This window comes from Roseovarius maritimus (assembly GCF_043355895.2).
Classification (GTDB): domain Bacteria; phylum Pseudomonadota; class Alphaproteobacteria; order Rhodobacterales; family Rhodobacteraceae; genus Roseovarius; species Roseovarius maritimus.
This window is the reverse complement of the sequence record NZ_JBHFPF020000006.1, coordinates 126122-149464: the sequence shown is the minus strand read 5'-3', so window position 1 is coordinate 149464 and position 23343 is coordinate 126122. Positions and strand designations below refer to the sequence as shown.

At 64.7% G+C, this 23343-nt stretch carries 24 protein-coding genes; 16 read left to right on the top strand and 8 right to left on the bottom strand.

Annotated elements, in window-relative coordinates:
* The first annotated feature begins 41 nt into the window (after positions 1–41).
* The 4 genes from ACEWPM_RS12770 to ACEWPM_RS12755 are packed head-to-tail and all read left to right on the top strand — an operon-like array spanning position 42 to position 3920.
* Complete coding sequence (locus ACEWPM_RS12770; protein ID WP_393962500.1) at positions 42–1028, top strand: ABC transporter permease; 987 nt, start codon at positions 42–44, stop codon at positions 1026–1028.
* Positions 1025–1933 carry an ABC transporter permease gene (locus ACEWPM_RS12765; protein WP_393962501.1) on the top strand — a complete coding sequence of 303 codons (909 nt, stop codon included), beginning with the start codon at positions 1025–1027 and terminating at the stop codon, positions 1931–1933. The genes ACEWPM_RS12770 and ACEWPM_RS12765 overlap by 4 nt, the downstream gene beginning before the upstream one ends.
* Positions 1933–2934, top strand: coding sequence for an ABC transporter ATP-binding protein (locus tag ACEWPM_RS12760; protein WP_393962502.1), 1002 nt, complete (start codon positions 1933–1935; stop codon positions 2932–2934). The genes ACEWPM_RS12765 and ACEWPM_RS12760 overlap by 1 nt, the downstream gene beginning before the upstream one ends.
* On the top strand, positions 2931–3920 hold the full coding sequence (locus tag ACEWPM_RS12755; RefSeq protein WP_393962503.1) for an ABC transporter ATP-binding protein: 990 nt from the start codon (positions 2931–2933) through the stop codon (positions 3918–3920). Before ACEWPM_RS12760 ends, ACEWPM_RS12755 begins: the two co-directional genes overlap by 4 nt.
* 79 nt (positions 3921–3999) lie before the next feature.
* Here ACEWPM_RS12755 and modC read toward each other — a convergent pair whose 3' ends face one another.
* From modC to modA, 3 genes are read right to left on the bottom strand one after another with little or no spacing between them, the layout of a single operon-like run.
* Entirely contained in the window at positions 4000–5091 is a 1092-nt protein-coding gene (gene modC / locus ACEWPM_RS12750; protein WP_393962504.1) for a molybdenum ABC transporter ATP-binding protein, read from the bottom strand.
* Entirely contained in the window at positions 5088–5771 is a 684-nt protein-coding gene (gene modB, locus ACEWPM_RS12745; protein WP_393962505.1) for a molybdate ABC transporter permease subunit, read from the bottom strand. The genes modC and modB overlap by 4 nt, the downstream gene beginning before the upstream one ends.
* Positions 5771–6523 (bottom strand): molybdate ABC transporter substrate-binding protein, encoded by a 753-nt coding sequence (gene modA / locus ACEWPM_RS12740; protein ID WP_393962506.1) that lies wholly within the window; start codon positions 6521–6523, stop codon positions 5771–5773. Before modA ends, modB begins: the two co-directional genes overlap by 1 nt.
* Positions 6524–6734: 211 nt before the next feature.
* Between modA and ACEWPM_RS12735 the strand changes: the two genes are divergently transcribed.
* The 5 genes from ACEWPM_RS12735 (at position 6735) to ptsP (ending at position 11911) form a co-directional block, all read left to right on the top strand.
* Positions 6735–7208, top strand: coding sequence for an NUDIX hydrolase (locus tag ACEWPM_RS12735; protein WP_393962507.1), 474 nt, complete (start codon positions 6735–6737; stop codon positions 7206–7208).
* A gap of 72 nt (positions 7209–7280) precedes the next feature.
* On the top strand, positions 7281–7721 hold the full coding sequence (locus ACEWPM_RS12730; protein ID WP_393962631.1) for a DUF1178 family protein: 441 nt from the start codon (positions 7281–7283) through the stop codon (positions 7719–7721).
* Positions 7722–7790: 69 nt separating this feature from the next.
* On the top strand, positions 7791–8195 hold the full coding sequence (locus ACEWPM_RS12725) for an ACT domain-containing protein (RefSeq protein ID WP_393962508.1): 405 nt from the start codon (positions 7791–7793) through the stop codon (positions 8193–8195).
* A 182-nt stretch (positions 8196–8377) separates the two neighbouring features.
* Positions 8378–9616: an aspartate kinase gene (locus ACEWPM_RS12720; RefSeq protein ID WP_393962509.1), complete on the top strand. Its 1239-nt coding sequence runs from the start codon at positions 8378–8380 to the stop codon at positions 9614–9616.
* A gap of 51 nt (positions 9617–9667) precedes the next feature.
* Entirely contained in the window at positions 9668–11911 is a 2244-nt protein-coding gene (ptsP, locus tag ACEWPM_RS12715; protein WP_393962510.1) for a phosphoenolpyruvate--protein phosphotransferase, read from the top strand.
* Here the strand turns inward: ptsP and ACEWPM_RS12710 are convergent.
* The 3 genes from ACEWPM_RS12710 to ACEWPM_RS12700 form a co-directional block, all read right to left on the bottom strand.
* Positions 11908–12675 (bottom strand): EcsC family protein, encoded by a 768-nt coding sequence (locus tag ACEWPM_RS12710; RefSeq protein WP_393962632.1) that lies wholly within the window; start codon positions 12673–12675, stop codon positions 11908–11910. The two genes, ptsP and ACEWPM_RS12710, sit on opposite strands and share 4 nt — an antisense overlap.
* Positions 12676–12709: 34 nt before the next feature.
* Positions 12710–13192, bottom strand: coding sequence for a GNAT family N-acetyltransferase (locus ACEWPM_RS12705; RefSeq protein WP_393962511.1), 483 nt, complete (start codon positions 13190–13192; stop codon positions 12710–12712).
* Positions 13193–13276: 84 nt separating this feature from the next.
* Entirely contained in the window at positions 13277–14866 is a 1590-nt protein-coding gene (locus ACEWPM_RS12700) for a SulP family inorganic anion transporter (RefSeq protein WP_393962633.1), read from the bottom strand.
* Between the two features lie 257 nt (positions 14867–15123).
* Between ACEWPM_RS12700 and ACEWPM_RS12695 the strand changes: the two genes are divergently transcribed.
* From ACEWPM_RS12695 to ACEWPM_RS12685, 3 genes are read left to right on the top strand one after another with little or no spacing between them, the layout of a single operon-like run.
* Positions 15124–16011 (top strand): S-methyl-5'-thioadenosine phosphorylase, encoded by an 888-nt coding sequence (locus tag ACEWPM_RS12695; protein WP_393962512.1) that lies wholly within the window; start codon positions 15124–15126, stop codon positions 16009–16011.
* A 28-nt stretch (positions 16012–16039) separates the two neighbouring features.
* Positions 16040–16669 (top strand): LysE family translocator, encoded by a 630-nt coding sequence (locus ACEWPM_RS12690; RefSeq protein ID WP_393962513.1) that lies wholly within the window; start codon positions 16040–16042, stop codon positions 16667–16669.
* A 14-nt stretch (positions 16670–16683) separates the two neighbouring features.
* Complete coding sequence (locus tag ACEWPM_RS12685; RefSeq protein ID WP_393962634.1) at positions 16684–17220, top strand: adenine phosphoribosyltransferase; 537 nt, start codon at positions 16684–16686, stop codon at positions 17218–17220.
* 6 nt (positions 17221–17226) lie between these two features.
* Here ACEWPM_RS12685 and ACEWPM_RS12680 read toward each other — a convergent pair whose 3' ends face one another.
* The gene (locus ACEWPM_RS12680) at positions 17227–18435 is read right to left on the bottom strand and encodes a class I SAM-dependent methyltransferase (protein ID WP_393962514.1); all 1209 of its coding nucleotides are present in this window, start codon (positions 18433–18435) and stop codon (positions 17227–17229) included.
* Positions 18436–18610: 175 nt separating this feature from the next.
* On the opposite strand from ACEWPM_RS12680, the gene ACEWPM_RS12675 reads away from it, so the two are divergent.
* From ACEWPM_RS12675 to ACEWPM_RS12660, 4 genes are read left to right on the top strand one after another with little or no spacing between them, the layout of a single operon-like run.
* On the top strand, positions 18611–18949 hold the full coding sequence (locus ACEWPM_RS12675; RefSeq protein WP_393962515.1) for a DUF952 domain-containing protein: 339 nt from the start codon (positions 18611–18613) through the stop codon (positions 18947–18949).
* Complete coding sequence (locus ACEWPM_RS12670; protein ID WP_393962516.1) at positions 18946–20004, top strand: quinone-dependent dihydroorotate dehydrogenase; 1059 nt, start codon at positions 18946–18948, stop codon at positions 20002–20004. Before ACEWPM_RS12675 ends, ACEWPM_RS12670 begins: the two co-directional genes overlap by 4 nt.
* The gene (arsC, locus tag ACEWPM_RS12665) at positions 20001–20345 is read left to right on the top strand and encodes an arsenate reductase (glutaredoxin) (protein WP_393962635.1); all 345 of its coding nucleotides are present in this window, start codon (positions 20001–20003) and stop codon (positions 20343–20345) included. Before ACEWPM_RS12670 ends, arsC begins: the two co-directional genes overlap by 4 nt.
* A gap of 7 nt (positions 20346–20352) precedes the next feature.
* Positions 20353–21972 carry an MFS transporter gene (locus tag ACEWPM_RS12660; RefSeq protein WP_393962517.1) on the top strand — a complete coding sequence of 540 codons (1620 nt, stop codon included), beginning with the start codon at positions 20353–20355 and terminating at the stop codon, positions 21970–21972.
* Here ACEWPM_RS12660 and ACEWPM_RS12655 read toward each other — a convergent pair.
* Positions 21969–23288 (bottom strand): MATE family efflux transporter, encoded by a 1320-nt coding sequence (locus tag ACEWPM_RS12655; RefSeq protein WP_393962518.1) that lies wholly within the window; start codon positions 23286–23288, stop codon positions 21969–21971. The genes ACEWPM_RS12660 and ACEWPM_RS12655 overlap by 4 nt on opposite strands.
* Positions 23289–23343 lie beyond the last annotated feature (55 nt).

Below are 23343 nucleotides of genomic sequence, written 5' to 3'. Positions count from 1 at the left end.
GCCGCATCCCCTCCAGCAGCCGCCAGAGACGTATCCGCATCATGCATATCATCGCATTCCTCATCCGGCGCGCCATTCAGGCCGTGATCGTGATGTTCGTCATCTCGCTCATCGGCTTTTCGATCCAGGACAATCTGGGCGATCCGCTGCGCGAATTGGTCGGACAATCCGTCTCCGAATCCGAGCGTCAGGCGCTGCGCGACGAGCTGGGCCTGAACGATCCGTTCTTCGTCCAGTACGCCCGCTTTCTCGGCAATGCCGTGCAGGGCGATCTGGGCACCTCCTACTTCTTCAAGCGCCCGGCGCTTGAAGTCATCATGGACAAGTTTCCCGCGACATTCGAGCTCGTCCTCGGCTCGGTCGTGATCTTTCTCGCGCTGTCGATTCCAGGCGGCATCTATTGCGCCATCAACCGCGAAAAATGGCTGGCCAAGACCATCATGACCGCCTCGATTATCGGCATCTCGATCCCCGTCTTCCTGACCGCGATCCTCTTGGTCTGGCTCTTCGGGGTCGAGTTGGGCTGGCTGCCGGCCTTCGGACGTGGTGACACGGTCGAGCTGCCCTGGGGCTGGGACACGGGCCTGCTGACGCTCGATGGCCTGTCGCACCTCATCCTGCCCTCCATCGCGCTCAGCTCAATCATGCTGCCGCTCTTCATCCGCCTCATCCGGGCCGAGATGATGGAGGCGATGGGTACCGATTATGTGCGTTTCGCCCGCGCCAAGGGCCTCAGCACACCGCGCGTGCGCTATGTCCATGCCTTCCGCAACACGCTTCTGCCGGTCGTGACGGTGGGCGGCCTGATGATCGGCACGCTCATCGCCTACACGATCCTGACCGAGACGGTCTTCCAGTGGCCGGGCATGGGCTTTCTCTTTCTCGAGGCGGTCAACCGCGTCGATACCCCGCTTATCATCGCTTACATCATCGTCGTCGGTCTGATCTTCGTGGTCGTGAACACCATCGTCGATTTCATCTACACACTCATCAACCCGATGGTGAAACTTCCGGGGGCCAAGTCATGATCACCTGGCAAGGATTTATCAAACGCTTCCTGTCGGACCCTGTCGCCATCGGCGCGGGCATCGTCCTTCTGATCCTCGTCGTCATGGCCGTCTTTGCGCCATGGATCGCCCCGCAAAATCCCTATGATCTACTGCAGTTGAATATCATGGACAGCGAAATGCCCCCCTCCTGGCGAGAAGGCGGGGACGAGCGGTTCTGGCTGGGAACGGACGCGCAGGGGCGCGGCGTGTTTTCCACCATTCTCTATGGCACGGGTATCAGCCTGCTGATCGGGATCGGCGCGGTGATCGTGCAGGCCATCCTGGGCGTCAGCCTCGGCCTCTGGGCCGGCTATCGCGGCGGCTGGGTCGATAGCTTCCTCATGCGCATGGCCGACATCCAGATGAGCCTTTCGACATTGATGATCGCCATTATCGCGCTCGCTCTTTTCAAGGCGGCCTTCGATGCCAATGTCTATGCCGATTATGCCATCATCATGCTGATCCTGATCATCGGCATCGCCGAATGGCCGAAATTCGCGCGCACGGTGCGGTCGTCCGTTCTGGGTGAGAAGAACAAGGAGTATGTCGACGCCGCTCGCGTGATCGGCCTGCCCGCGCGCAAGGTGATGTGGGGCCATATCCTGCCCAACGCGATGACACCCGTTCTTGTCATTTCGACCATCCAGGTGGCCGAGGCGATCATGACCGAGGCAGCGCTGTCGTTCCTCGGGCTCGGCATGCCCACCGACAAGCCGTCGCTTGGCTCGCTGATCCGGTCTGGCTTTGAATTCATCTTTTCAGGCTCGTGGTGGATCACCCTCTACCCGGCAATCGTGCTGGTCACGCTGGTCTTGGCGCTCAACCTCTTGGGCGACTGGTTGCGCGACGTGCTGAATCCGAAACTGCGCCGGGGGGACGACTGATGGCACTTCTCGAAGTCAACGACCTGCATGTCGCCTTTCCGCGCGGCAAAAAGGGCGAGGTCGAGGCCCTGCGCGGTGTCGATCTGGTGCTCGAAAAAGGCCAGCGGCTGGGCGTCGTGGGCGAATCGGGCGCCGGCAAGTCGATGCTGGCTTTCGCCATCCTCAACCTCATCGCCGAGCCGGGCCGCGTCACCAAAGGCTCGGTCACCTTCGACGGTCAGAACCTTCTATCGATGTCCGAGCGGCAGATCCGCCGGATCCGTGGTAACCGAATCTCGATGATCTTCCAGGATCCCATGGTCACGCTGAATCCGGTGCTCAGCATCGGCACCCAGATGATCGAAACGCTCAAGGCGCATCGCAGCATCTCCACGCGCGAGGCGCACAAGCTCTGCGTCGAGAAACTCAAACTGGTGGCCATCCCCTCGGCCGAGAGCCGCATGGACGCCTATCCGCACGAGTTGTCGGGCGGCCTGCGGCAGCGCGTCGTCATCGCCATCGCTCTCTTGACCGATCCCGAGCTGATCATCGCGGACGAGCCGACAACGGCGCTCGACGTGACGATCCAGGCTGAAATCATGTCGCTCATCCTGCGCCTTTGCCGCGAGAATGACGTGGCACTGATCCTCATCACGCATGATCTGGGCGTTGTCGCCGAGGTGACCGAGCGGATCATGATCATGTATGCGGGCAAATGCGTCGAGACGGGCCGCACCCGCGACATCATCGACGCGCCCAAGCATCCCTATGCGGTCGGCCTGCTGAAAGCGTTGCCGCAAAACTCGGCCCGTGGTGCCAAGCTCTACCAGATCCCCGGCTCCATGCCGCCCATCACCAACCTGCCCTCGGGCTGCCCCTATCATCCCAGGTGCGAGCGCGCGACGGATGAATGCCGCGCCGCCATGCCGCCTCTCGAACATGGCGTTGCCTGTTTTCACCCCATGCACGTGGACCTGTCGCATCACGCCGGGGAGCCCAAGGATGCGGAGACAGTAGAATGACCGATCCGAAATCCGCGTCCACCCCCATCGTCGAAACGCGTGGGCTGGAAATGCGCTTCAACCTGCCGACGCACTTCCTCAGCCGGGAAAAGCCCGTGCTGCACGCCCTGTCGGGCGTCGATGTGCAGATCCAGCAGGGCGAGACCTTCTGCGTCGTGGGCGAGTCCGGCTGCGGCAAGACCACACTTGGCCGGGCCATCATGGGCCTGCTGACACCCTCCTCGGGCGAGATCTATTTTGAGGGCCGCCGCATCGACACGATGGACGAGGCCGAGCGCAAGCCGATCCGCGCCGACATGCAGATGGTGTTCCAGAACCCCTATGCATCGCTCAACCCGCGCCGTAACGTCTTCCAGACATTGGCCGAGCCGATCCGCCATCTGATGCCGGAGAAATCCGAAGCCGATGTCCGCAAACAGGTTGAGGATGTGCTGGATGCCACAGGCTGCGACCAAAGCTGGCAGCGCAAATTGCCGCATGAATTCTCGGGTGGTCAGCGTCAGCGCATTGCGATTGCCCGCGCCTTGGTGACCAATCCCGCCTTCATCGTCGCGGATGAGCCGATCTCGGCCCTCGACGTGTCAATCCAGGCGCAGATCCTGAACCTGCTGAATGACCTGCAGGAGGAGCGTGGTCTGACCTACATGTTCATCACGCACGACCTCAGCGTGGTCGAGCATTTCGGGGATCGCGTAGCCGTCATGTATCTGGGCCAGGTCATGGAACTGGCGCAGACCGAGGCGATTTATCGCGACCCCAAGCACCCCTACACCCAGCTTTTGCTGGATGCGATCCCGCGCCTCGAAGGCGGGTCTTTCGACGCCCCGCGCGAGCCCGGCGAGCTGCCCGATCCGGTCAATCCGCCGCCCGGCTGTCCCTTCGCACCGCGCTGCCCGATCGCGCAGGATATCTGCCGCGCCGAGCGACCGCAACTGCGCCCCGTCGGCGATAGCGGCACGATGGCAGCCTGCCATCTGGCAGAATAAGGCTATTTGTTCGATCTGGACATAAAGCTGGGTCTAAGCAGTGTACAAGATGGACATTTAGGTATGATTTTCACATGCCTTAGCCGTTCACCCCGATGTCCGCACGCGCGACAGCCGTCGCTTTCAGCACCGCATGACAGGCGGTACCGGGAACAAGGCACAGCTCATCCATCGCCTCGGCGGTGATGCGTGCCAGCAAACGATCCTCCCCGAGGCGCAGGGAAACGGCCACGCCCGGCCCCTCGCCGCGATGCACCGCCTCAACCACCGCAGGCAGAATATTGCGCGAAGAAAGTCCCTCGGGCCGCGTCAGGGACACAAGAACATCCTGGGCCAATATCCTGATGCGCACGGATTTTCCAACTTCGGCGTCAATGCCCGGCAGGCGCAACTGGCCGCCGCTGATTGCAAGACGGCTCAGGCCCGTCGGGTTGGCCTCGGTCACGCGTGCAATCAGGACGGATCCGGCCTCGCGCACGCCGATCAGTGGCACCATGGCCGGATCGCTCAGGACCTCCGTCACCTCCCCGACCCTGACGACCCGTCCCTCCCTCAGCACCACGATGCGGTCTGCAAGCCGGGCAATCTCGGCCAGTGCGTGGCTGATATAGATGATCGGCAGACCCCCACTGTCCCGCAGTCGTTCGAGATAGGGCAGGATCTCGTCCTTGCGCGGTCCGTCCAGCGCCGCCAGAGGCTCGTCCATCAGCAGGAGACGCGGGCGCATCCCGAGAGCGCGCGCGATGGCGACGCGCTGCTTCTCGCCGCCCGAGAGGCTGGCCGGCCTCCGCTCCATCAGTGCGCCGATGCCGAGGATCCGCTCGATGACATTCGCGTCCAGCCCCTGCGCACCGGGCGGGGCATAGCGCGCGCCGAACGCGATATTCTGCGCGACGGTCAGATGCGGGAAAAGCCGTCCGTCCTGGAACACAGTCCCGACGCGGCGCCGGGCCGCCGGCAGGCAAACGCGCGTTTCGCTGTCAAAAAGCGTCTCGCCCGCTTGCACGATTCGCCCCCGCTCGGGTGTCAGAAGCCCCGCGATCGCCTTGGCCAGACTGGTCTTGCCCGATCCCGATGGCCCGAAAAGGGCCGTGATCCCCGGCCCCGCCTCGAACTTGGCCTCCAGCGTGAAGTCCCCCAGTCGGTGCGCGATATCGACGGTCAGACTCACGCCGCACTCCTCGCTGCCATGCGTCGCGCCAGCCATTCCGACGCGATCACCGCCCCGATGGAGACCACCAGCGCCGCCGCCACCAACCGCAGCGCCGATCCCTCGCCGCCCGGCACCTGCAGGAAGGCATAGATGGCCGAGGGCAGCGTCTGTGTTTGGCCCGGAATATTGGCGACAAAGGTGATCGTCGCGCCGAATTCCCCCATCGCCTTGGCAAAACCCAGCACCGCACCGGCCAGTATACCCGGCGCGATCAGGGGCAGCGTGACGCGGCAGAAGACCGCCCAGCGCCCTGCGCCCAGCGTTCCCGCCGCCTCTTCGAGGCTCGGATCGACAGCTTCGATCGACAGGCGGATCGCGCGAACCATCAACGGAAAGCCCATGATGCCAGCCGCCAGCGCCGCCCCGGTCCAGCGAAAGGCGAACACGATCCCGATCTCGGCCAGCGCCCCGCCAATCCAGCCGCTGCGCCCGAAGGTCAGGAGCAGCAGGTAGCCGGTCACCACCGGCGGCAGCACCAGCGGAAGATGCACCAGTGCGCTCAGCGCCGCATGGCCCGGAAACCTCCGCCGGGCCAGCAGCCACGCGACCGCTATGGCAGGCGGTAGGCTACACAGCACAGCGACAACCGACACTTGCAGCGACAAAAGCAACGCGTCACGGGCGGCGGCATCCAGCATCAGGGCGCGGCCGCCAGCGTGAACCCGTGTGCGGCGAATATCTCGCGCGCGGCGGAGCTTTGCAGAAAAGCGATGAAAGCGGCGCCGCCCGGTGTCAGCGCGGCGGCAGGATAGATGATGGGGTCGTGCATCGCCTCCGGCACCTCATAGACTACTTGCACACTCGGGTCGGCGGCGGCATCGGTGGCATAGACCACGCCCAGGGGCGTTTCCTGCCGCGCGACCAGCGCCAGCCCGGCGCGCACATTATCGGTCTCGGCCAGATGGGGACTCATCGCTTCCCAAAGGCCGGCTGTCTCCAGCCATTGTCGGCCATAGATCCCGGCGGGCACACCGCCCGTCTGCCCCATCGCAAGCCGTCCCCCATCGAGGCGGGCCAGCAGACTTTCCGCGCTGACCTCGGCCAGGTCAGGCGTGGCGGTGGGGGCGATCAGCACCAGCCGATTGCCCAGCAGGGCGGTCCGGCGCGCAGCCTCGACCAATCCCTGATCCTCCAGCCAATCCATCCAATCTGTATTGGCGAGGACTACCGCATCGGCAGGTGCACCGTTGGCAACTTGCCGGGCGATCATGCCGCTGCCCCCCACGGAAACCGCCACAGGGCCGGGATAGAGCTCGGCCACGTCGCTCAGAACGCCTTGCAGCGATGCCGCCGCAAAGACTGTGACGCGCGCCTCAGCGCAGACGCCCATCGCCCAGACGGCCATGAATAGGGCCGCGCAAAGGCGGCAAACCAGGAAAACTCGGCGCATCTCAGTCCCTTTTGCCCACGGTATGGAGCGCAGCGAGGCAGGGCCGCCCTTGTGGGCGGGCCGATCCGCCTGCACATGCCGTATGGTTGTTTTTCAGAACCGTTGGCAATATATTGGGTGAACGCAAGAGCAAAAGCGCAAGGATGATCCCGCAGCAGGCATAGCTTCGGAACCCAATGGCGCAGCAAGACAGAGCAGACGATACTTGACTATGAACAAACCAACGGCTCTTGAGCCAATAGAACTGCACGATGCGCATAAAAGCGATGTGCGCACCCAATTCGGTGCGCTGTGCTACCGCATCGTGCGGGGCAAGCCCGAGGTTTTGCTGGTCACCAGTCGCGGTACCAAGCGCTGGATCGTACCCAAGGGATGGCCCATGGATGGCAAGACGCCTGCCCAGTCTGCCGCCATCGAGGCGTGGGAAGAGGCGGGCGTGCGCGGGCGCATGTATGACCGCTGCCTTGGCCTCTATTCCTATCGCAAGACTGTTGAGGATGGCGAAGATTTGCCCTGTGTCACCATGCTTTATGCGATGAAGGTGAATGAAATCGCGACGGAGTATCCCGAGGCTCATGAGCGGCGCCGCAAATGGCTGCGTCCCAAAAAGGCGGCCGCGATGGTCGATGAGGCCGACCTGGCCCATCTCATTCGCAACTTCGATCCGGCGCATGCGAAATACTGAGGCCGTCAATGCCGTCTTGATATCCAGCGAAATACAGCTATTTCAAATGGGTATTGTACGGACCTTTGGATGATGATCAAATTCTCACTCAAATGCGCGCAAGACCACCGCTTTGACAGCTGGTTTCAGTCCGCGGACGCGTTTGACACGCTCTCGGGGCGCGGCATGGTCAGTTGCGCGGTGTGCGGCATCACGGATGTCGAAAAGACAATCATGGCGCCCAGCGTCCGATCCGGCCGCAAGGGCGATGCCGAAGACGCGCCGCGCGCCCATGCGCTCGCCGCACCGTCCACCCCGGCAGAGCAGGCGATGGCCGAACTGCGCCGCCGCATCGAGGCTAATTCCGAATATGTCGGCACCGATTTCGCCAAGCAGGCGCGGCAGATGCACGAGGGCGATGCCCCCACCCGCTCGATCCACGGCGAGGCACGGCTGGGCGAGGCGCGCAAGCTGGTCGAGGATGGGGTTCCGATCCTCCCCCTTCCTTTCCGTCCCGTTCGCAAGGTGAATTGAGGCCGCCGCGCTGGACATGCCAGGCGCGGAATGGTCTTTGGGCCAGAGCGTAAATTCAAAGGCAAACTCATGAACGGCGAGCACGACCTCAAACGTCTTTTGGCCGGAATGTCGCCGGTTCTGGATCCGGAAACGTATGTTTTCGTCACCTTGCCGGGCCGCGATGTCCCGCCCGGCCTTGCGACCCGCATGACCATGCAGGAGGGTGAAGGCACCACTGTCATCGTGACCGAGGCCGATGCGCAGGCCGCCGGGCTAGAGCATGTATTTGCCTGCCGCATGATCACGCTCAACGTGCATTCCGCGCTTGATGCGGTCGGCTTCCTCGCCCGCGTGACAACGCGGCTGGCGGGTCTGGGGATGGGCGTCAATCCGGTGGCTGGCTATTACCACGACCACCTCTTCGTGCCGACCGATCGCGCCGATGACGCCATGACCGCCTTGCGCGAGATGGCGCGCGAGGCTTCGGGCTAATGCGTTACGCAAAAAATCTGCGGCACTACACTTCAAAGAACGCGCCCAGCATCTCAACGTTGCGCGCGTTTCGCCTTGAGTGAATGCGTCACGGTCAGGGCGAAACGCTTTAGGCGCGCGCTCTTGCCCTTGGGCGCGCCGCCGCGTAAACCGCCTGCGAACACAGCCAAGGGACGCCTCATATGCCCGTTCTCGTGATGAAATTCGGCGGGTCCTCCGTCGCCAACCTCGACCGTATCCGCCGCGCCGCCAAGCGTGTGGGCGTCGAGGTGGCCAAGGGCTATGACGTGATCGTCATCGTCAGTGCCATGTCGGGCAAGACGAACGAGCTGGTTGGCTGGGTCGGCGAGACATCCCCGCTTTATGACGCGCGTGAATACGATGCGGTCGTCAGCTCGGGCGAAAACGTCACCGCAGGCCTCATGGCGTTGACCTTGCAGGAAATGGAGATCCCCGCCCGCAGCTGGCAGGGATGGCAGGTGCCGGTGCGCACCACCTCGGCGCATAGCGCCGCCCGGATCGAAGATATTCCGCCCGATAACATCATGGCCAAGTTCGCTGAGGGCATGCGCGTGGCCGTCGTCGCCGGGTTCCAGGGCGTCAGCCCCGAGGGCCGAATCACGACGCTGGGCCGGGGCGGGTCGGACACCACCGCTGTCGCGTTTGCCGCCGCACTGAAGGCCGAGCGCTGCGATATCTATACCGATGTGGACGGTGTCTATACCACCGATCCGCGCATCTCGTCCAAGGCGCGCAAGCTGGACCGCATCGCCTTCGAGGAGATGCTTGAGCTGGCCAGCCTCGGCGCCAAGGTGCTGCAGACCCGCTCGGTCGAGCTGGCGATGCGCTATAATGTCAAGCTGCGCGTGCTCAGCAGCTTTGAGGAACAATCAGATGACGCCGGCACCCTTGTCTGCGCCGAGGAGGAAATCATGGAATCCAATGTTGTGACCGGCATCGCCTATTCCCGCGACGAGGCCAAGATGACCCTTCTGTCGGTGGCCGACCGCCCCGGCATCGCCGCTGCCATATTCGGCCCGCTCAGCGATGCTGGCGTGAACGTGGACATGATCATCCAGAACATTTCCGAGGAGGGCCGCACCGACATGACCTTCTCCTGCCCCACGGATCAGGTGGCGCGCGCCGAAAAGGCGCTGAAGGACGCGGTGGCTGCCGGACGGATCGACTATGGCAACCTGGTGGCCGATACCAATGTCGCCAAGGTCTCCGCCGTCGGGATCGGCATGCGCAGCCAGTCGGGCGTTGCTGCGAAAATGTTCAAGACGCTTTCGGATGAAGGCGTGAACATCAAGGTCATTGCAACCTCCGAGATCAAGATTTCCGTTTTGATCGACAGGAAATACATGGAACTCGCCGTGCAGGCACTGCATGATACCTTCGAGTTGGACAAGGCGGGCTGAGGCGATCTCACCCCTCCCCCAGCGACCGGCACGCGGATAGGCAAAGGGCTGATGAGCCAGGATTTCCAGACTGACAGCCGCCAGATGCTGGGCCGCCTCCGCGCGGTCATGGCGGATGATGCTGCAGGTCAGGCGCGGCTGGACCAGATTACCCATCTGATCGCCGAGGAAATGCGGACCGAGGTCTGCTCGATCTATCTTTTCCGCGACGAGGACACGCTTGAACTGTGCGCGACCGAGGGGCTCAACGCCTCTGCCGTGCACGAAACCCGGATGAAACTTGGCGAAGGTCTGGTGGGCCGCGTCGCGCGCACCGGTCAGGTGATCAACACCGACGACGCGCCCGGCACGCGTGGGTTCCGCTTCATGCCAGAAACCGGCGAGGAGGCCTATTCGTCCTTCATGGGCGTGCCGATCCAGCGCCTTGGCGAAAAGCTGGGCGTGCTGGTGGTGCAATCCAAGGATGCCCGCAGTTTCTCCGAAGAGGAGGTCTATGCCGTCGAGGTCGTCGCCATGGTGCTGGCCGAGATGGCCGAGCTTGGTGCGTTCATCGGCGAAGGCGCGGCGATGTCCGCGCGCCACCAGCACGCCGTCCTTTTTCGCGGCACCACCGCGCAGGAAGGCACGGCCCGCGGCCATGTCTGGCTGCACGAGCCGCGCGTGGTCGTCACCAACCTCATCGCCGAGGATCCCGTGCGCGAGATGGAACGCCTCGGCGAGGCCGTCGACGAATTGCGCATCGGTGTTGACCGTATGCTCAGCAGCGCGCGCTTTGGCGACAAGGAACAGCTTGAGGTGCTCGAAGCCTATCGCATGTTTGCCAATTCCAAGGGCTGGATGCGGCGGATGGAGCAGGATATCGGCCGGGGACTCTCGGCTGAGGCGGCTGTCGAAAAAGAACAATCGACCGCCCGCGCCCGGCTGACCCAGGTTGGCGACGCCTATTTGCGCGACCGGCTGCACGATCTCGATGATCTCAGCAATCGCCTGCTGCGCATCCTGACCGGCCAAGGAAATGAGACCGGCGCCGAGATGCCGCCCGATCCCATCCTGATAGCGCGGAATATCGGCCCTGCCGAGCTTCTGGACTATGGCCGCAGCCTCAAGGGCATCGTTTTGGAGGAAGGGGCCGTCGGCAGCCACGCCACTATTGTCGCCCGCGCGCTGGCCATTCCGCTGGTGATCCATGCCAAGAACGTAACGACCGAGGCGCTCAACGGCGATCCGATCCTCGTCGACGGAGACCAGGGCATCGCGCATCTACGTCCCGACGATACGGTTTTCGCCGCCTTCAGCGACAAGATGGCGATGCAGGCCAAAGCGCAGGAGCGTTACGCCTCGATCAGGGACAAGCCTGCAACGACGCTGTGCGGACGCACCCTGTCGCTGACCATGAACGCGGGGCTCATGGCCGATCTACCCAGCCTCGAAGGCTCGGGCGCCGATGGCGTTGGCCTCTTTCGGACCGAGCTGCAATTCCTCGTCCGTTCGAAAATGCCCAAACGCGCCGAGTTGAGCGAGCTCTACGCCCGCGTGATGGACGCCGCCAAGGGCCGTGAGGTGGTGTTTCGCACGCTCGATATCGGCTCGGACAAGGTGCTGCCCTACATGAAGCCGACGGACGAGCCGAACCCGGCACTTGGCTGGCGCGCGATCCGTGTCGGCCTCGACAAGCCGGGCGTCATGCGGATGCAGCTTCAGGCGCTCATCCGCGGCGCCAAAGGACGTCCCCTGACGGTGATGTTTCCCTTCGTCGCCCAGCGCGAAGAGTTCGACGCGGGCCGCGCCGAGATGGACAAGGCGGTGGAGCGCGAGCGCATCCTTGGCCATCCTCTGCCCGAGACGCTGAGACTGGGCGCGATGCTGGAGACGCCCAGCCTCGCCTATGCACCTGACCAATTCTACCGCAGCGTCGATTTCCTCTCGATCGGTGGCAACGATCTCAAGCAGTTCTTTTTCGCCGCCGACCGCGAGAACGAACGCGTGCGGCGCCGTTACGACACGCTGAATGTCAGCTTCCTGACCTTCCTGCAGGGTATCGTAGAACGCTGCATCGCCACCGATACCCCGCTCAGCTTCTGCGGCGAGGATGCGGGCCGCCCTGTCGAGGCCTCTTGCCTTGCCGCCATCGGCCTGCGCAGCCTCTCGATGCGCCCGGCCTCGATCGGGCCGGTGAAATCGATCCTGCGGCGCACAGATCTGGACGAGTTGCGCAGCGTTATCGACGCCGCCGGGCGGCGCGGAGAGCAATCGGTGCGCGCCTCGGTCATGGACTATCTCCGGGAAAAACTCTAACGCCGCGCCGGGGTAGCGGCGATGCGCGCCCGGAACTGCTCCAAAAGCTCGGCATGAGGGATATCCGCCTCGATCGCGAGGCGACGCAGCCCGAAATGGACATGCGCCATCTGCTGGTAATAGCTGGTAAAGGCGTAATTCGTCGCGGCCCCGGCCGCGGCGCCCAGCACGGGCACCGTCTGCGCCGCCAGCTTTTGCCCCAGAACGACGCTGAGGCGCGGCGCCACCTTGGAAATCAGCGCCTGCATCGCCTTGCCCGTGACCGCGACGCGTGTCGTGAGAAACGCCAGATCGGCACCATCGTCATGATCCAGCGGGCCTGCCGCGGCAAAGACCTGCACACAGTCATAGCGCACGCCCTCTTCCGCCGGATCGAAGCCGTGTTCGCCCGCCACGTCCTGAATGGAGCGCAGAAGGATCGTCGTGGTGATCGGCAATTCGGCCATCGCGCTGGGGAGCCCGCCAAAACCGCCCGCCGCTCCCATTGCGGTGGTGACCGCACGGCTCAGCCAGCCAGGCTGAGTCCCAACCATTCCGCGCGAGCGGTGGGCCGCGCCCATCGCCATTTCCAACGCTTGAGCGGTGCCGCCTTCCAGACGCTGCTGGACGGAGTCGGGTAAACGCTCGATCAGCGCCTCGGCGCGCCCGCCGACAACGTTCAGCACCTGAATGCCCAGATTGCCGGCCCGCCGGTGCCTTTGCACCAGCACATCCAGCCGTGCCGCGACGGCAGCCTTGTCGATCGGGGGGTCTAGCAAATCCATCATCGCTTATAGATCGGCGCATCTGGCGCCGGTTTCAAGCGGCGCGTGTCACTTTGCCGGCGACGCCATCCCAGGCCCCCGGCGCCAGATCCAGGCCCAGCACGCGGTCGGGGTTGGTCGGCGGCGGCATTTCCACACGGCCCAGCCGGGCAAAACCGAAGCGCCCGTAATAGGGCGCATCGCCCACCAGCATCACCCGGTCCCAGCCCTGCTCGCGCGCTTCGGCCAGCGAGCCGCGCATGAGATAGGCGCCCAGCCCCTCGCCCTGATGGGTCGGGTGCACCGCAATCGGCCCCAAGAGCAGCGCAGGTGCATCGCCGATACGCACGGGCCAGTACCGGATCGCCCCGGCGAGGATGCCTGCCTCGTCGCGGGCCACTGTGCTGAGGCCGGGAACGGGCGGAATACCCTCACGCAGACGGTAGGAGGATAGCGCCTCGCGGCCGGGCGCAAAGCACAGGTCCAGCAGGGCCTCGACCTCCCACCAGTCCGCCTCCGTCTCGGGCCTGAGTTCCACCGCCGCGCCGCTCCATCTGGTTCATGGCGCTTGGCTAGCATGACATGCCGCAGGCCACAATTCCGCAGGCTATGCCCGCAGAGTCTAGTGGCCAGCGCCCAGCACGCCGGTACGCACATCGTAGTTTACCGCGATCTGGTATTCAGGATCATCATCGCTGTCGATCATCAGATGCCCGGCCTTGGTCAGAAGGCGGTGGCAATCGCGGCTGAGATGGCGCAGCTGCAGGGTCTTGCCTGCGGCCTGATACTTGCCCGCCAGCCCCTCGATGGCCTGCAAGGCCGATTGGTCTACCACCCGGCTCTGATCGAAATCGACGATCACGGTGTCCGGATCACCCTCGACATCGAAAAGCTCGCCAAACCCTTCGGCAGAGCCGAAGAATAGCGGTCCCTCGATGCTGTAGACGCGAGCGCCGCTTGCGTCCAGCTTGGTCGTCGCATGGATGCGCTTGGCATTGTTCCACGAATAGGCCAGCGCCGAGACGATGACACCAACGACCACCGCGATGGCCAGATCGTATTTCACCGTGACCGCCGTCACGAGGACGATCACCATCGCGTCGGTCAACGGCACCTTTCGCAGGATGGTCAGGCTGTTCCAGGCGAATGTGCCGATGACCACCATGAACATGACACCGACCAGCGCAGCGAGCGGGATCTGCTCAATCAAAGGCGCAGCGAAGAGGATGAAGATCAGCAGGAATATCGCCGCTGCGATCCCCGCAATGCGCGTGCGCCCACCCGATTTGACGTTGATCATCGACTGCCCGATCATCGCGCAGCCGCCCATACCGCCAAAGAAGCCGGTCAGCGTGTTGGCCAAGCCCTGCGCGATGCATTCCTGGCTGGCGCCGCCCCGGCGGCCTACCATTTCGCCGACGAGATTGAGAGTGAGCAGGCTTTCGATCAGGCCGATCGCAGCGAGGATGATCGCGTAGGGCAGAATGATTTCCAGCGTCTCGAGGTTGAGCGGAACCATCGGGATATGAAAGGATGGCAAACCGCCCTTGATCGACGCCAGATCGCCGACGCGCGGCACGTCGAGGCCAAAGGAAATGACAAGCGCCGCGACAACACCGATTCCGGCCAGCGGCGCCGGAATAATCCGCGTGATGCGCGGCATGATGTAGATGATCCCCATTGTCAGCGCGACGAGTGCCAGCATGATCAGCAACGGCTGACCGCTAAGCCAGACTCCACCGCCCATGCCATGCCCGGTGTTCTCCATGGTGCCCGGCACCTTGAACTGCCCCAGCTGCGCGAGGAAAATCACGATAGCGAGGCCGTTGACGAAACCCAGCATGACGGGATGTGGCACGAGCCGGATGAACTTGCCCCATCGCATAACGCCTGCCGTCATCTGGAGAATACCCATCAGCACCACGGTTGCGAACAGGTATTCCACCCCATGCTGCGCCACCAGCGCTACCATGACCACCGCAAGCGCGCCCGTTGCGCCCGAGATCATGCCCGGTCGGCCGCCCAGAATCGCCGTGACAAGCCCCACAAGGAACGCCGCATACAGACCTACAAGCGGATGCACACCCGCGACAAAGGCGAACGCGACCGCCTCGGGCACCAGCGCCAGCGCTACGGTCAGGCCTGACAGCAGCTCGATCCGCAGACGCGCGGCGCTGAAGGTTTCGTCCTGCATCACGCGCAGATCGGGCATCGTGATGGTCTTGGCAAAGGCGGCCAGCGAGGTTCTCAAGGCGTGTGTCCTGTCGATAAGCGTCTTTTCGGGCGAGTGGCCCCCTTACTCCTCCTTTGATTTCTTGGCTACACCCGATTTGACACCAATCCTGTTTAGAAACACTTAAATCACATGGGCCAGGCCGGGCTCAGGCAAAAACGCCGCACTCTCTGCCCGCTTTTCTTTCGCGGCAACCGAGCCTAAACCCAGCGGGAAATCGGCGAAAGGAGTCACGGATGGCGAAGAGAATGATCGGTGTGATCGGCGGCTCGGGCGTCTATGATATGGAAAGACTGGAGGGCGCCGAATGGCGCGAGGTCCAGACGCCCTTCGGTGCGCCCTCGGATCGCATCCTGACCGGAACGCTGGCAGGGGTGCCCATGGCCTTCCTGCCGCGGCACGGGCGCGGTCATGTCCACACCCCCGCCTCGGTGCCCTATCGTGCCAATATCGACGCGCTCAAGCGGTTGGGCGTGACCGATGTGGTCAGCGCCTCGGCCTGCGGATCTTTCCGCGAGGATATGGCGCCGGGCGATTTCGTAATCCTCGACCAGTATATCGACCGGACATTCGCACGCGAGAAATCCTTCTTCGGCCCCGGCTGCGTCGCCCATGTCAGCGTTGCCTATCCGACCTGCGCGCGCCTTGGCGCCGCCTGTGCCGATGCGGCGGAGGCGACGGGCAGCCGCGTGCATCGCGGCGGCACCTACCTCGCCATGGAAGGTCCGCAATTCTCGACTTTGGCCGAGAGCAAGCTCTACCGCGAGAAGTGGGGGTGCGACGTGATCGGCATGACCGGCATGCCCGAGGCCAAACTCGCCCGCGAGGCCGAGCTTTGCTACGCGAGCGTGGCCATGATCACCGATTACGACAGCTGGCATCCGGATCATGGCGAGGTCGATGTGACCGCGATCATCGCGACCTTGATGGGCAATGCCGCGCGCGCCAAGGACATGTTGGTCGCCCTGCCGTCCCATTTGCACACCGAGGCAGCGCCCTGCCCGCATGGCTGCGACCGCGCGCTGGAATATGCGATTCTGACCGCACCCGAGGCGCGGGACCCCGCCATGCTGGAAAGGCTGGACGCGGTGGCGGGCCGTGTGCTGAATAGGCAGGCGGACTGATCCGCCGATCCTGCATGGAGTGCCACTGATGCCCCTGGACCTCTGGCTTGCCTTCGTCGCCGCCTCTACCGCGCTCTTGCTGATCCCCGGCCCGACGGTCCTGCTGGTTCTCAGCTACGCGCTCAGCAAGGGGCGCGGCGTTGCGCTGGCTTCGGCGGGCGGGGTTGCCTTGGGAGATCTGGTGGCGATGACAGCCTCGCTGATGGGCCTCGGCGCGCTGGTGCTGGCATCGGCCACGCTTTTTACCGCGCTGAAATGGATCGGGGCGGTCTACTTGGTCTGGCTCGGCGTCAAGCTGATCCGCAGCGCGCCAAACGCCGGGCTGACCTTGCCGAGGGGCGGTGACGTCACCGGGCGCGGCGTCTTTTGGCATGCCGCCGCCGTCACCGCGCTCAACCCCAAATCCATCGCCTTCTTTATCGCGTTCGTGCCGCAATTCGTAACGCTGAACGCATCCCTTGCACCGCAATTCGCCATCCTGATCGGTACCTTTGTAGGGCTAGCAGCGCTAAACGCGTTGGCCTATGCGCTCTTGGCAGACCAAATGCGCGCACGCGTCGCCCGGCCCGGAGTGATCGCGTGGCTGACCCGCGCGGGCGGCGGCGCCCTGATCGCGATGGGGCTGGCCACCGCGTTCCTGCGGCGCAGCACCACCTGAAAAGGAGACAGACCATTTCCGAGCCATCCCTACGCGCGTTGATCCGCACCATCCCCGACTTTCCGAAGCCGGGGATCATGTTTCGTGATGTGACCACCCTTCTTGCCGATCCCGCCGGACTGCGCAGCGCCGTGGCGCAGATGGCCGCGCCTTGGGAGAGCAAGGGCATCGACAAGGTCGTAGGACTGGAGGCGCGCGGCTTTATCATGGGGGGCGCCGTGGCCTGTCATCTGAACGCCGGGTTCGTGGCAGTGCGCAAGGCGGGCAAGCTGCCCGGCGCGGTTCTGACGCAGGATTATGCGCTGGAATACGGCACGGCCACGTTCGAGCTGCACGAGGACGCCATTGAGGCGGGTGAGACAGTGCTGATCGTCGATGACCTGCTGGCTACCGGTGGCACGGCGGAGGCCGGGGTCGCCCTGATCGAGCGGTTGGGCGCGCGCATCGCGGCCTGCACCTTCATCGTGGACCTGCCCGACCTTGGCGGGCGCAAGCGCCTCGAAGCGATGGGAATGGATGTGCGTACGCTCGTCGCCTTTGACGGCGACTGAACGGCATCAGATCAGCGCCCGCGAATAGAGGAGCAGACCCCAATCGCCCAACTCCTTATGCAGCTTGGCCCATATCCCGCCTGCGCGGATCGGATCCATACCGGCCGCTGAAGCGATCTGCGCGATGCTGCGCCGCCCGTCGATACCGGCGATCAGCGGCGCGGCCTCTTTGGGCAGGTCGAGCGTGGCGTCAATGCCTGCGAAGTTCAGCTTCGGCGCGGCCCCGCGCGCAATGGCCTGCGCCAGCGCGCCGGCCTGAACGCCCTTGAGATGCGGGATGGCTGCGCGGTTCTGCCCATTAGGCGGCGCATGGCGAGCCCCCTTGGGCACGGCATAGGCGACATGGGTCTTGATCGTGCCGCGCAGCTGTTCGGCCACGGCCATTCGCTGCTGCGGCCCCAGATGCTTGGGCACAGGCGCTATGCGCGCCAGATCGTAAAGCGCATGCATGGTGAAGCCACCGAGGCTCCAGCCGCTTTGCTCCAGCACGTCCAGAAGGTCCGTCACGCTGAACGCACGGTCCTGCGCATGAAGGAGAAGATCGTAAAACCCCGCATCGCTGTCCTTGTGATCCCCCAGGTTGGGATTACGCACGAAAGGATGCCCAGCAGGCAGCGCCGCCACGATATTACGCGCAGCCTTCAGGCGCACCTCGGGCTCCAGACCTCGGAATAGTGCGCCGAAGGCCGCCTGTAGCGGATAGACGCCCGCGCGCCCGTGCGGTGCATAGACCATGAAACCGAGTCCACCGCCGGCCTCGGTCGCCTCGGGCGCAAGCGCCGCACGCAGCGCGGCAAAGCCTGCCGCCGGATCGGGGAGATGATGCAGGACGCCGCAGCAGTCGATATAGTCGAAGCGGCCCAAATCCGCCGCGTCCAGCAGAGAGCCGGTGACAAAGCGTATGCCGCCCAACCCGCGCGCCTCGGCCCGCGCCTCGGCGATGCGGCGCGAGGCGGTGCTGAGATCAACATAGGTGATGTCGCACGGCCTTTGCATTTGCGCCATCATTTGCGCCAACTGGATCAGCCCATCGCCAGTACCGCCGCCTGCCACAAGCACGCGCAACGGCCGCGACCAGTCCCGCGCGCCAGAAAAGAGGAAATGGTCGATCTCTAGCGGGTGCGACGGCGAGCCGGTGATCAACCTTTTCGCCTCATCCGCCGGATCGCGGGCCGGATAAGGATAGGCCTCGTATTGCGATTTGACCTCGCTCATAAAGCAGCCCCTGCTGGATCGGTGCAAAAGGTATGGCGCATCAGCGCGTATAAGCAAAGCCCGCGCACGGGGCGGGCCTGGCTTGAGTATTTTCGCCAGGATGAAGTCGGAGGGCGGTGCCCTGCCCGTTGCTGAGACGCTTGACGGTACCTGCGGCGCGCGGCATCAGGGAGCCATGATAGTTTACAAGATTTTCCGGGCTGATGAATGGGCGGCGCTGCGCCGCAACGGCACCAGCGCGGGCGCGCCGGTGGATGTAGTCGATGGCTATGTGCACCTCTCGACGCCCGAGCAGGCAGCCGAAACGGCGGCCAAGCATTTTGCCGGCGAAGAGGGCCTGTTCCTGCTAGGCATCGAAACGGACCGGCTGGAGGGCGCCCTGGAATGGGAGCCGTCGCGCGGCGGCGCGCTCTTCCCGCATCTCTACCGGGATCTGCAGCTGTCCGACGTGGCCTGGGCGCAGCCCCTGCCGCTGAAGGGTGGCGTTCATCAATTTCCGGCGGGCGCGCAATGAGCGCGGTCGAGCGGATCGGCCTCGGCCTCTTGCGCCGGTTCGATCCCGAGCGCGCGCATGGGATGGCGCTGAAGGCGCTGCGCTCGGGGCTCGTGCCGCTGCCGGGGCGGGTGACATCGCCGCGCCTTGCGTGCGAGGTGGCGGCGCTGCGGCTGGACAATCCGGTGGGGCTGGCAGCGGGGTTCGACAAGAATGCCGAGGCGTTGGCGCCCTTGGCGCGCGCGGGCTTCGGCATGATCGAGGTCGGCGCTGTCACGCCGCGCCCCCAGCCCGGCAATACGCGCCCCCGCCTTTTCCGCCTGCCCGAAGACCGGGCGGTGATCAATCGTTTCGGCTTCAACAACCAAGGTATGGAGGCAGTGGCCACGCGACTGGCGCAGCGGCCTGAGGGGGCCATCATCGGTCTCAACCTCGGTGCCAACAAGGATAGCGACGACCGGGCCGAAGATTTTGCCCGCGTGCTGGCCCATTGCGGGCGGCATCTGGATTTTGCCACGGTCAACGTGTCGAGTCCAAATACCGAGAAGCTGCGCGACCTGCAGGGCGGCGCGGCGCTGAGCGCGCTTCTGGCCGGGGTGATGGAGGCGCGCGCCTGGCTGGAACGCCCCATACCGGTCTTCCTCAAGATCGCGCCGGACCTGGACGATGCCGCGCTGGCCGAGATCGCAGAGGTCGCGCAGCGCGCCGGGCTGGCCGGGATCATCGCCACCAACACGACCCTGGATCGCAGTGGCCTGAGCAGCGCCCATCGGGACGAGAGGGGCGGACTGTCGGGCGCGCCGCTCTTCGAGCGGTCGACCCGCGTTCTGGCGCGGCTGTCGCAACTGACCGAAGGGCGGATGCCGCTGATCGGAGTTGGCGGCGTCGGGTCCGCCGAGCAGGCTTATGCCAAGATCCGCGCGGGTGCGTCCGCAGTGCAGCTATACTCGGCGCTGGTCTATGAGGGGCTTGGCCTCGTGCCCCGCATCGTGATGGGGCTGGACCGGCTCTTGGAGGCCGATGGGTTCGGCAACGTCTCCGAGGCCGTGGGCACGGGACGGGAGGAATGGCTATGATCACGCTCTGGCACAATCCGCGCTGCTCGAAATCGCGCGCCGCACTGGCGCTGCTGCAGGGTCGCGCGGATGTCGCCGTCAGGCTCTACCTGAAAGACGCCCCCAGCGAGGCAGAATTGCGTGCCGTGCATGCCCTGCTTGGCGGGCCGGTCATTGCCATGATGCGCAGAGGTGAGGCCGCGTTCAAGGAGGCCGGACTGACCAAGGACAGCCCCGAGGATGCCCTCTTTGCCGCGATGGCCGCGCATCCGATCCTGATCGAGCGGCCCCTCGCCATGACCGGGGACCGCGCCGTCATGGGACGTCCGCCCGAGGCGGTGCTGACCTTGCTCGCGCCATGAGGCATGGATGATCGGCCCCGTCGCCAGATGGATCGACGCTACCGTCTTTGATCTCGCGCGGCAGATGCGCTGGTCCTATCTGCCACCGCTGATGGTCTACCTCGCCTACGGGATCTCGACGATCACGGGCATTGTCGGCACTTTTTTCGTCAAGGAATACCTTGGGCTATCTGCAGCCTTTCTTGCCGGTCTCGCGTTCTGGGCGGGGCTGCCTTGGGCGCTCAAAATGCCGCTGGGGCACCTGGTAGACATCATCTGGCGGTGGAAAGCATGGCTGGTCTGGCTGGGCGCCGCGCTGGTCGCCTGCAGCCTCGGGACCATGTATCTTCTGGTCTCTACGCCGGACACGCTCGCCGCGCTCATGCCGATCGAAGCGTGGTTCGTCGGCGCGACCCTGCTGATGCCTTGCGGGCTGGTCCTGCAGGACGCGGTGGCCGACGCCATGTCGGTCGAGGCGGTGCCGGTGGTGGACGAGGCCGGCGCGCCACTGGACGAAGAGACGTCGCGCGCCCTGCACACCACAATGCAGACGCTGGGCCGGGTCGCGCTCATTGGCGGAACGCTGATCGTCTCGGCCATCAACATCACGGTCTTCAACGGGGTCGAGGATCTGCCGCAAGCGATGAAGGCCGAAAGCTATGCCCGCATCTATGCCATCGCGATGATCGTGCCCGCCATCTCGGTTTCGGGCGTGATGCTGGCCGCCTGGCAGCGGGGCCGCGCGATCAGGGTTGCCCGAGCGCACGGCCAGGAGACCGCCCATCTGGAGGAGCGGCCCGGCCCGCCAACCAAGGTGAACCCGTGGTATTTCATCGGCGGCGGCGCCTTTGTCGCGCTTTCGCTCGGGGTTGGCTTGCTGAAGGTGCCCTTCGCGCAGGAGATCGTCTTTGCCGGGTCGATGACCATCGTGATCTTCCTCATGCGCCAGCTTGTTCAGGCGCTCAGCCAGTCGCAGGCGCGGATGCTGGTCGGAACCGCGCTGATTGTCTTCGTCTTTCGCGCGGTGCCCCTGCCCGGCCCCGGTGCGACATGGTTCGTGATCGACGGGCTGGGTTTCGACGCGCAGTTCCTGTCGGTGCTGGGCATGATCGCCGCGCTGCTGACGCTGGCCGCGATGCTGGTGCTGCGCCCCTACATGGCCGAGCGTCGGCTGACACGCGTTTATCTCACCCTGACGATTATCGCGGGCATCCTCGCCCTACCGAATATTGGGCTCTACTACGGCATCCAGAACATCACCGCGCCGCTGACATGGGGCATCGTCGATGCCCGTTTCATCGCCGTGCTGGATACTGCCGCCGAAAGCCCGTTGAGCCAGATCGCCCTCATCCCGATGCTGGCCTGGATCGCGCGCAACGCGCCCAGCCATCTCAAGGCGACCTTCTTTGCGGTGATGGCCTCCTTCACCAACCTCGCCCTCTCGGCCTCGTCGCTGGCGACGAAGTATCTCAACCAGATCTTCCTCGTCACGCGCGAGGTGACGGATAGCGAGACGGGTGCCGTCACGGTGCCCGCCGATTACAGCCAGTTGGGGATGCTGCTGATCGTCGCCGGTGTTCTGACCGTCGCGCTGCCGCTGCTCACGATCTGGCTGGTCCAAAGGTCGCGCCTGCGGACCAGCGACTAGCCTGCCGCGCGCTCCAGCGCCGGATAACGCACGCCCAACGTGACGCCGCGCACAACATAGCTGACCAGCAGCCCCATCCAGAGGCCGTGATTGCCGAAAAGCGGCACCAGTGCCACGAGGGACGCGCCGTAGACCAGCAGCGACAGCGCCATCATGTCGCGCATGTCGCGCGTGCGCGTGGCCCCGATAAAGATCCCGTCCAGCATCCATGCCGCCGCCCCGAATATGGGCGCCGCCACCATCCAGGGCAGATAGGTGCGCCCCGCAGCGCGCACCGCCTCATCCGTAGCCAGCGCGTCGATTGCCGCACCGCCAAAGACCGCGAAAGAAAGTGCCAGAAGCACGCCCGCGCCCAGCCCCCATTCACCCGTCAGGATCGATGCGCGCCGCACGGCGCCGCGCGCTTTGGCCCCCACCGCCTGCCCCACCAGCGCCTCGGCGGCAAAGGCGAAACCGTCCATGACATAGCTGCTGACATGCAGGAACTGCACCAGCACCTGATTGGCGGCCAGCGTCACATCCCCCAAATCGCTGCCCAGAAAGACGAAGGACAGCATCACAACCTCCAGCATGGCCGAGCGTAAAAGGATGTCGGTATTGACCGAGGCCATCCGCTTCAGGCGGCCCGCGTCGAAAACCAGCGGCCAGTTGCGCCAGTCCGGCACCCGGAACGCGTCGCGGCACAGCAGGAAAGCCACAATCAGGCCCGTCCATTCGGCCACGAAGCTGGACCATGCCACGCCCGCCACGCCCCAGCCGAGGCCCAGCACGAACCACAGGTTCAGCACGATGTTGAGGCCATTCATCACCAGCTGGATGATCAGGACGGCCCCCGTCCGCTCCATCGCGATCAGCCAGCCGGTCATCCCGAAGAGGGCGATCATGGCGGGCGCGCTCCAGACGCGGATGCCCATGTAGTCCTGCGCCAGGCTCTCGACCTCGGGGCTGGCGGGCGCGATGGCAAAGGCCCCCGCAAAGAGCGGCACATGCAACAGCAGGATCAGCGCGCCGCCCGCGCCCCCGATCAGCAGCGCGCGCGTCAGCATCGCCGCCACCTCTGCGCGGTCATTCGCCCCACGCGCCTGTGCGGTCAGGCCACTGGTGCCCATCCGCAGGAAACCGAAAAGCCAGTAGATCGCCGTCAGGATCACCGCACCGATGCCCACCGCCCCGATGGGCGCGGCGGCGCCCAGCTGACCGATGACTCCGGTATCTACGATCCCAAGCAGCGGCACCGTCGCATTCGACAACACAATGGGCCACGCGATGCGCAGCACACGCCGATGCGTGAGCCGGATGGCGGCGGCGCCGTTCATTCGAGCAGGCCGCCGGGCAGGCACTTGACCTTGAGGGAAAAACGAGGATTCATGC

What these genes read in the sequence shown, in the direction of transcription:
- ACEWPM_RS12770 (WP_393962500.1), top strand. Translation starts at nt 42, where the DNA reads ATGCATATCATCGCATTCCTCATCCGGCGCGCCATTCAGGCCGTGATC.
- ACEWPM_RS12765 (WP_393962501.1), top strand. Translation starts at nt 1,025, where the DNA reads ATGATCACCTGGCAAGGATTTATCAAACGCTTCCTGTCGGACCCTGTC.
- ACEWPM_RS12760 (WP_393962502.1), top strand. Translation starts at nt 1,933, where the DNA reads ATGGCACTTCTCGAAGTCAACGACCTGCATGTCGCCTTTCCGCGCGGC.
- ACEWPM_RS12755 (WP_393962503.1), top strand. Translation starts at nt 2,931, where the DNA reads ATGACCGATCCGAAATCCGCGTCCACCCCCATCGTCGAAACGCGTGGG.
- modB (WP_393962505.1), bottom strand. Translation starts at nt 5,771, where the DNA reads ATGCTGGATGCCGCCGCCCGTGACGCGTTGCTTTTGTCGCTGCAAGTG.
- modA (WP_393962506.1), bottom strand. Translation starts at nt 6,523, where the DNA reads ATGCGCCGAGTTTTCCTGGTTTGCCGCCTTTGCGCGGCCCTATTCATG.
- ACEWPM_RS12735 (WP_393962507.1), top strand. Translation starts at nt 6,735, where the DNA reads ATGAACAAACCAACGGCTCTTGAGCCAATAGAACTGCACGATGCGCAT.
- ACEWPM_RS12730 (WP_393962631.1), top strand. Translation starts at nt 7,281, where the DNA reads ATGATCAAATTCTCACTCAAATGCGCGCAAGACCACCGCTTTGACAGC.
- ACEWPM_RS12725 (WP_393962508.1), top strand. Translation starts at nt 7,791, where the DNA reads ATGAACGGCGAGCACGACCTCAAACGTCTTTTGGCCGGAATGTCGCCG.
- ACEWPM_RS12720 (WP_393962509.1), top strand. Translation starts at nt 8,378, where the DNA reads ATGCCCGTTCTCGTGATGAAATTCGGCGGGTCCTCCGTCGCCAACCTC.
- ptsP (WP_393962510.1), top strand. Translation starts at nt 9,668, where the DNA reads ATGAGCCAGGATTTCCAGACTGACAGCCGCCAGATGCTGGGCCGCCTC.
- ACEWPM_RS12710 (WP_393962632.1), bottom strand. Translation starts at nt 12,675, where the DNA reads ATGGATTTGCTAGACCCCCCGATCGACAAGGCTGCCGTCGCGGCACGG.
- ACEWPM_RS12700 (WP_393962633.1), bottom strand. Translation starts at nt 14,866, where the DNA reads ATGCCCGATCTGCGCGTGATGCAGGACGAAACCTTCAGCGCCGCGCGT.
- ACEWPM_RS12695 (WP_393962512.1), top strand. Translation starts at nt 15,124, where the DNA reads ATGGCGAAGAGAATGATCGGTGTGATCGGCGGCTCGGGCGTCTATGAT.
- ACEWPM_RS12690 (WP_393962513.1), top strand. Translation starts at nt 16,040, where the DNA reads ATGCCCCTGGACCTCTGGCTTGCCTTCGTCGCCGCCTCTACCGCGCTC.
- ACEWPM_RS12680 (WP_393962514.1), bottom strand. Translation starts at nt 18,435, where the DNA reads ATGAGCGAGGTCAAATCGCAATACGAGGCCTATCCTTATCCGGCCCGC.
- ACEWPM_RS12675 (WP_393962515.1), top strand. Translation starts at nt 18,611, where the DNA reads ATGATAGTTTACAAGATTTTCCGGGCTGATGAATGGGCGGCGCTGCGC.
- ACEWPM_RS12670 (WP_393962516.1), top strand. Translation starts at nt 18,946, where the DNA reads ATGAGCGCGGTCGAGCGGATCGGCCTCGGCCTCTTGCGCCGGTTCGAT.
- arsC (WP_393962635.1), top strand. Translation starts at nt 20,001, where the DNA reads ATGATCACGCTCTGGCACAATCCGCGCTGCTCGAAATCGCGCGCCGCA.
- ACEWPM_RS12660 (WP_393962517.1), top strand. Translation starts at nt 20,353, where the DNA reads ATGATCGGCCCCGTCGCCAGATGGATCGACGCTACCGTCTTTGATCTC.
- ACEWPM_RS12655 (WP_393962518.1), bottom strand. Translation starts at nt 23,288, where the DNA reads ATGAACGGCGCCGCCGCCATCCGGCTCACGCATCGGCGTGTGCTGCGC.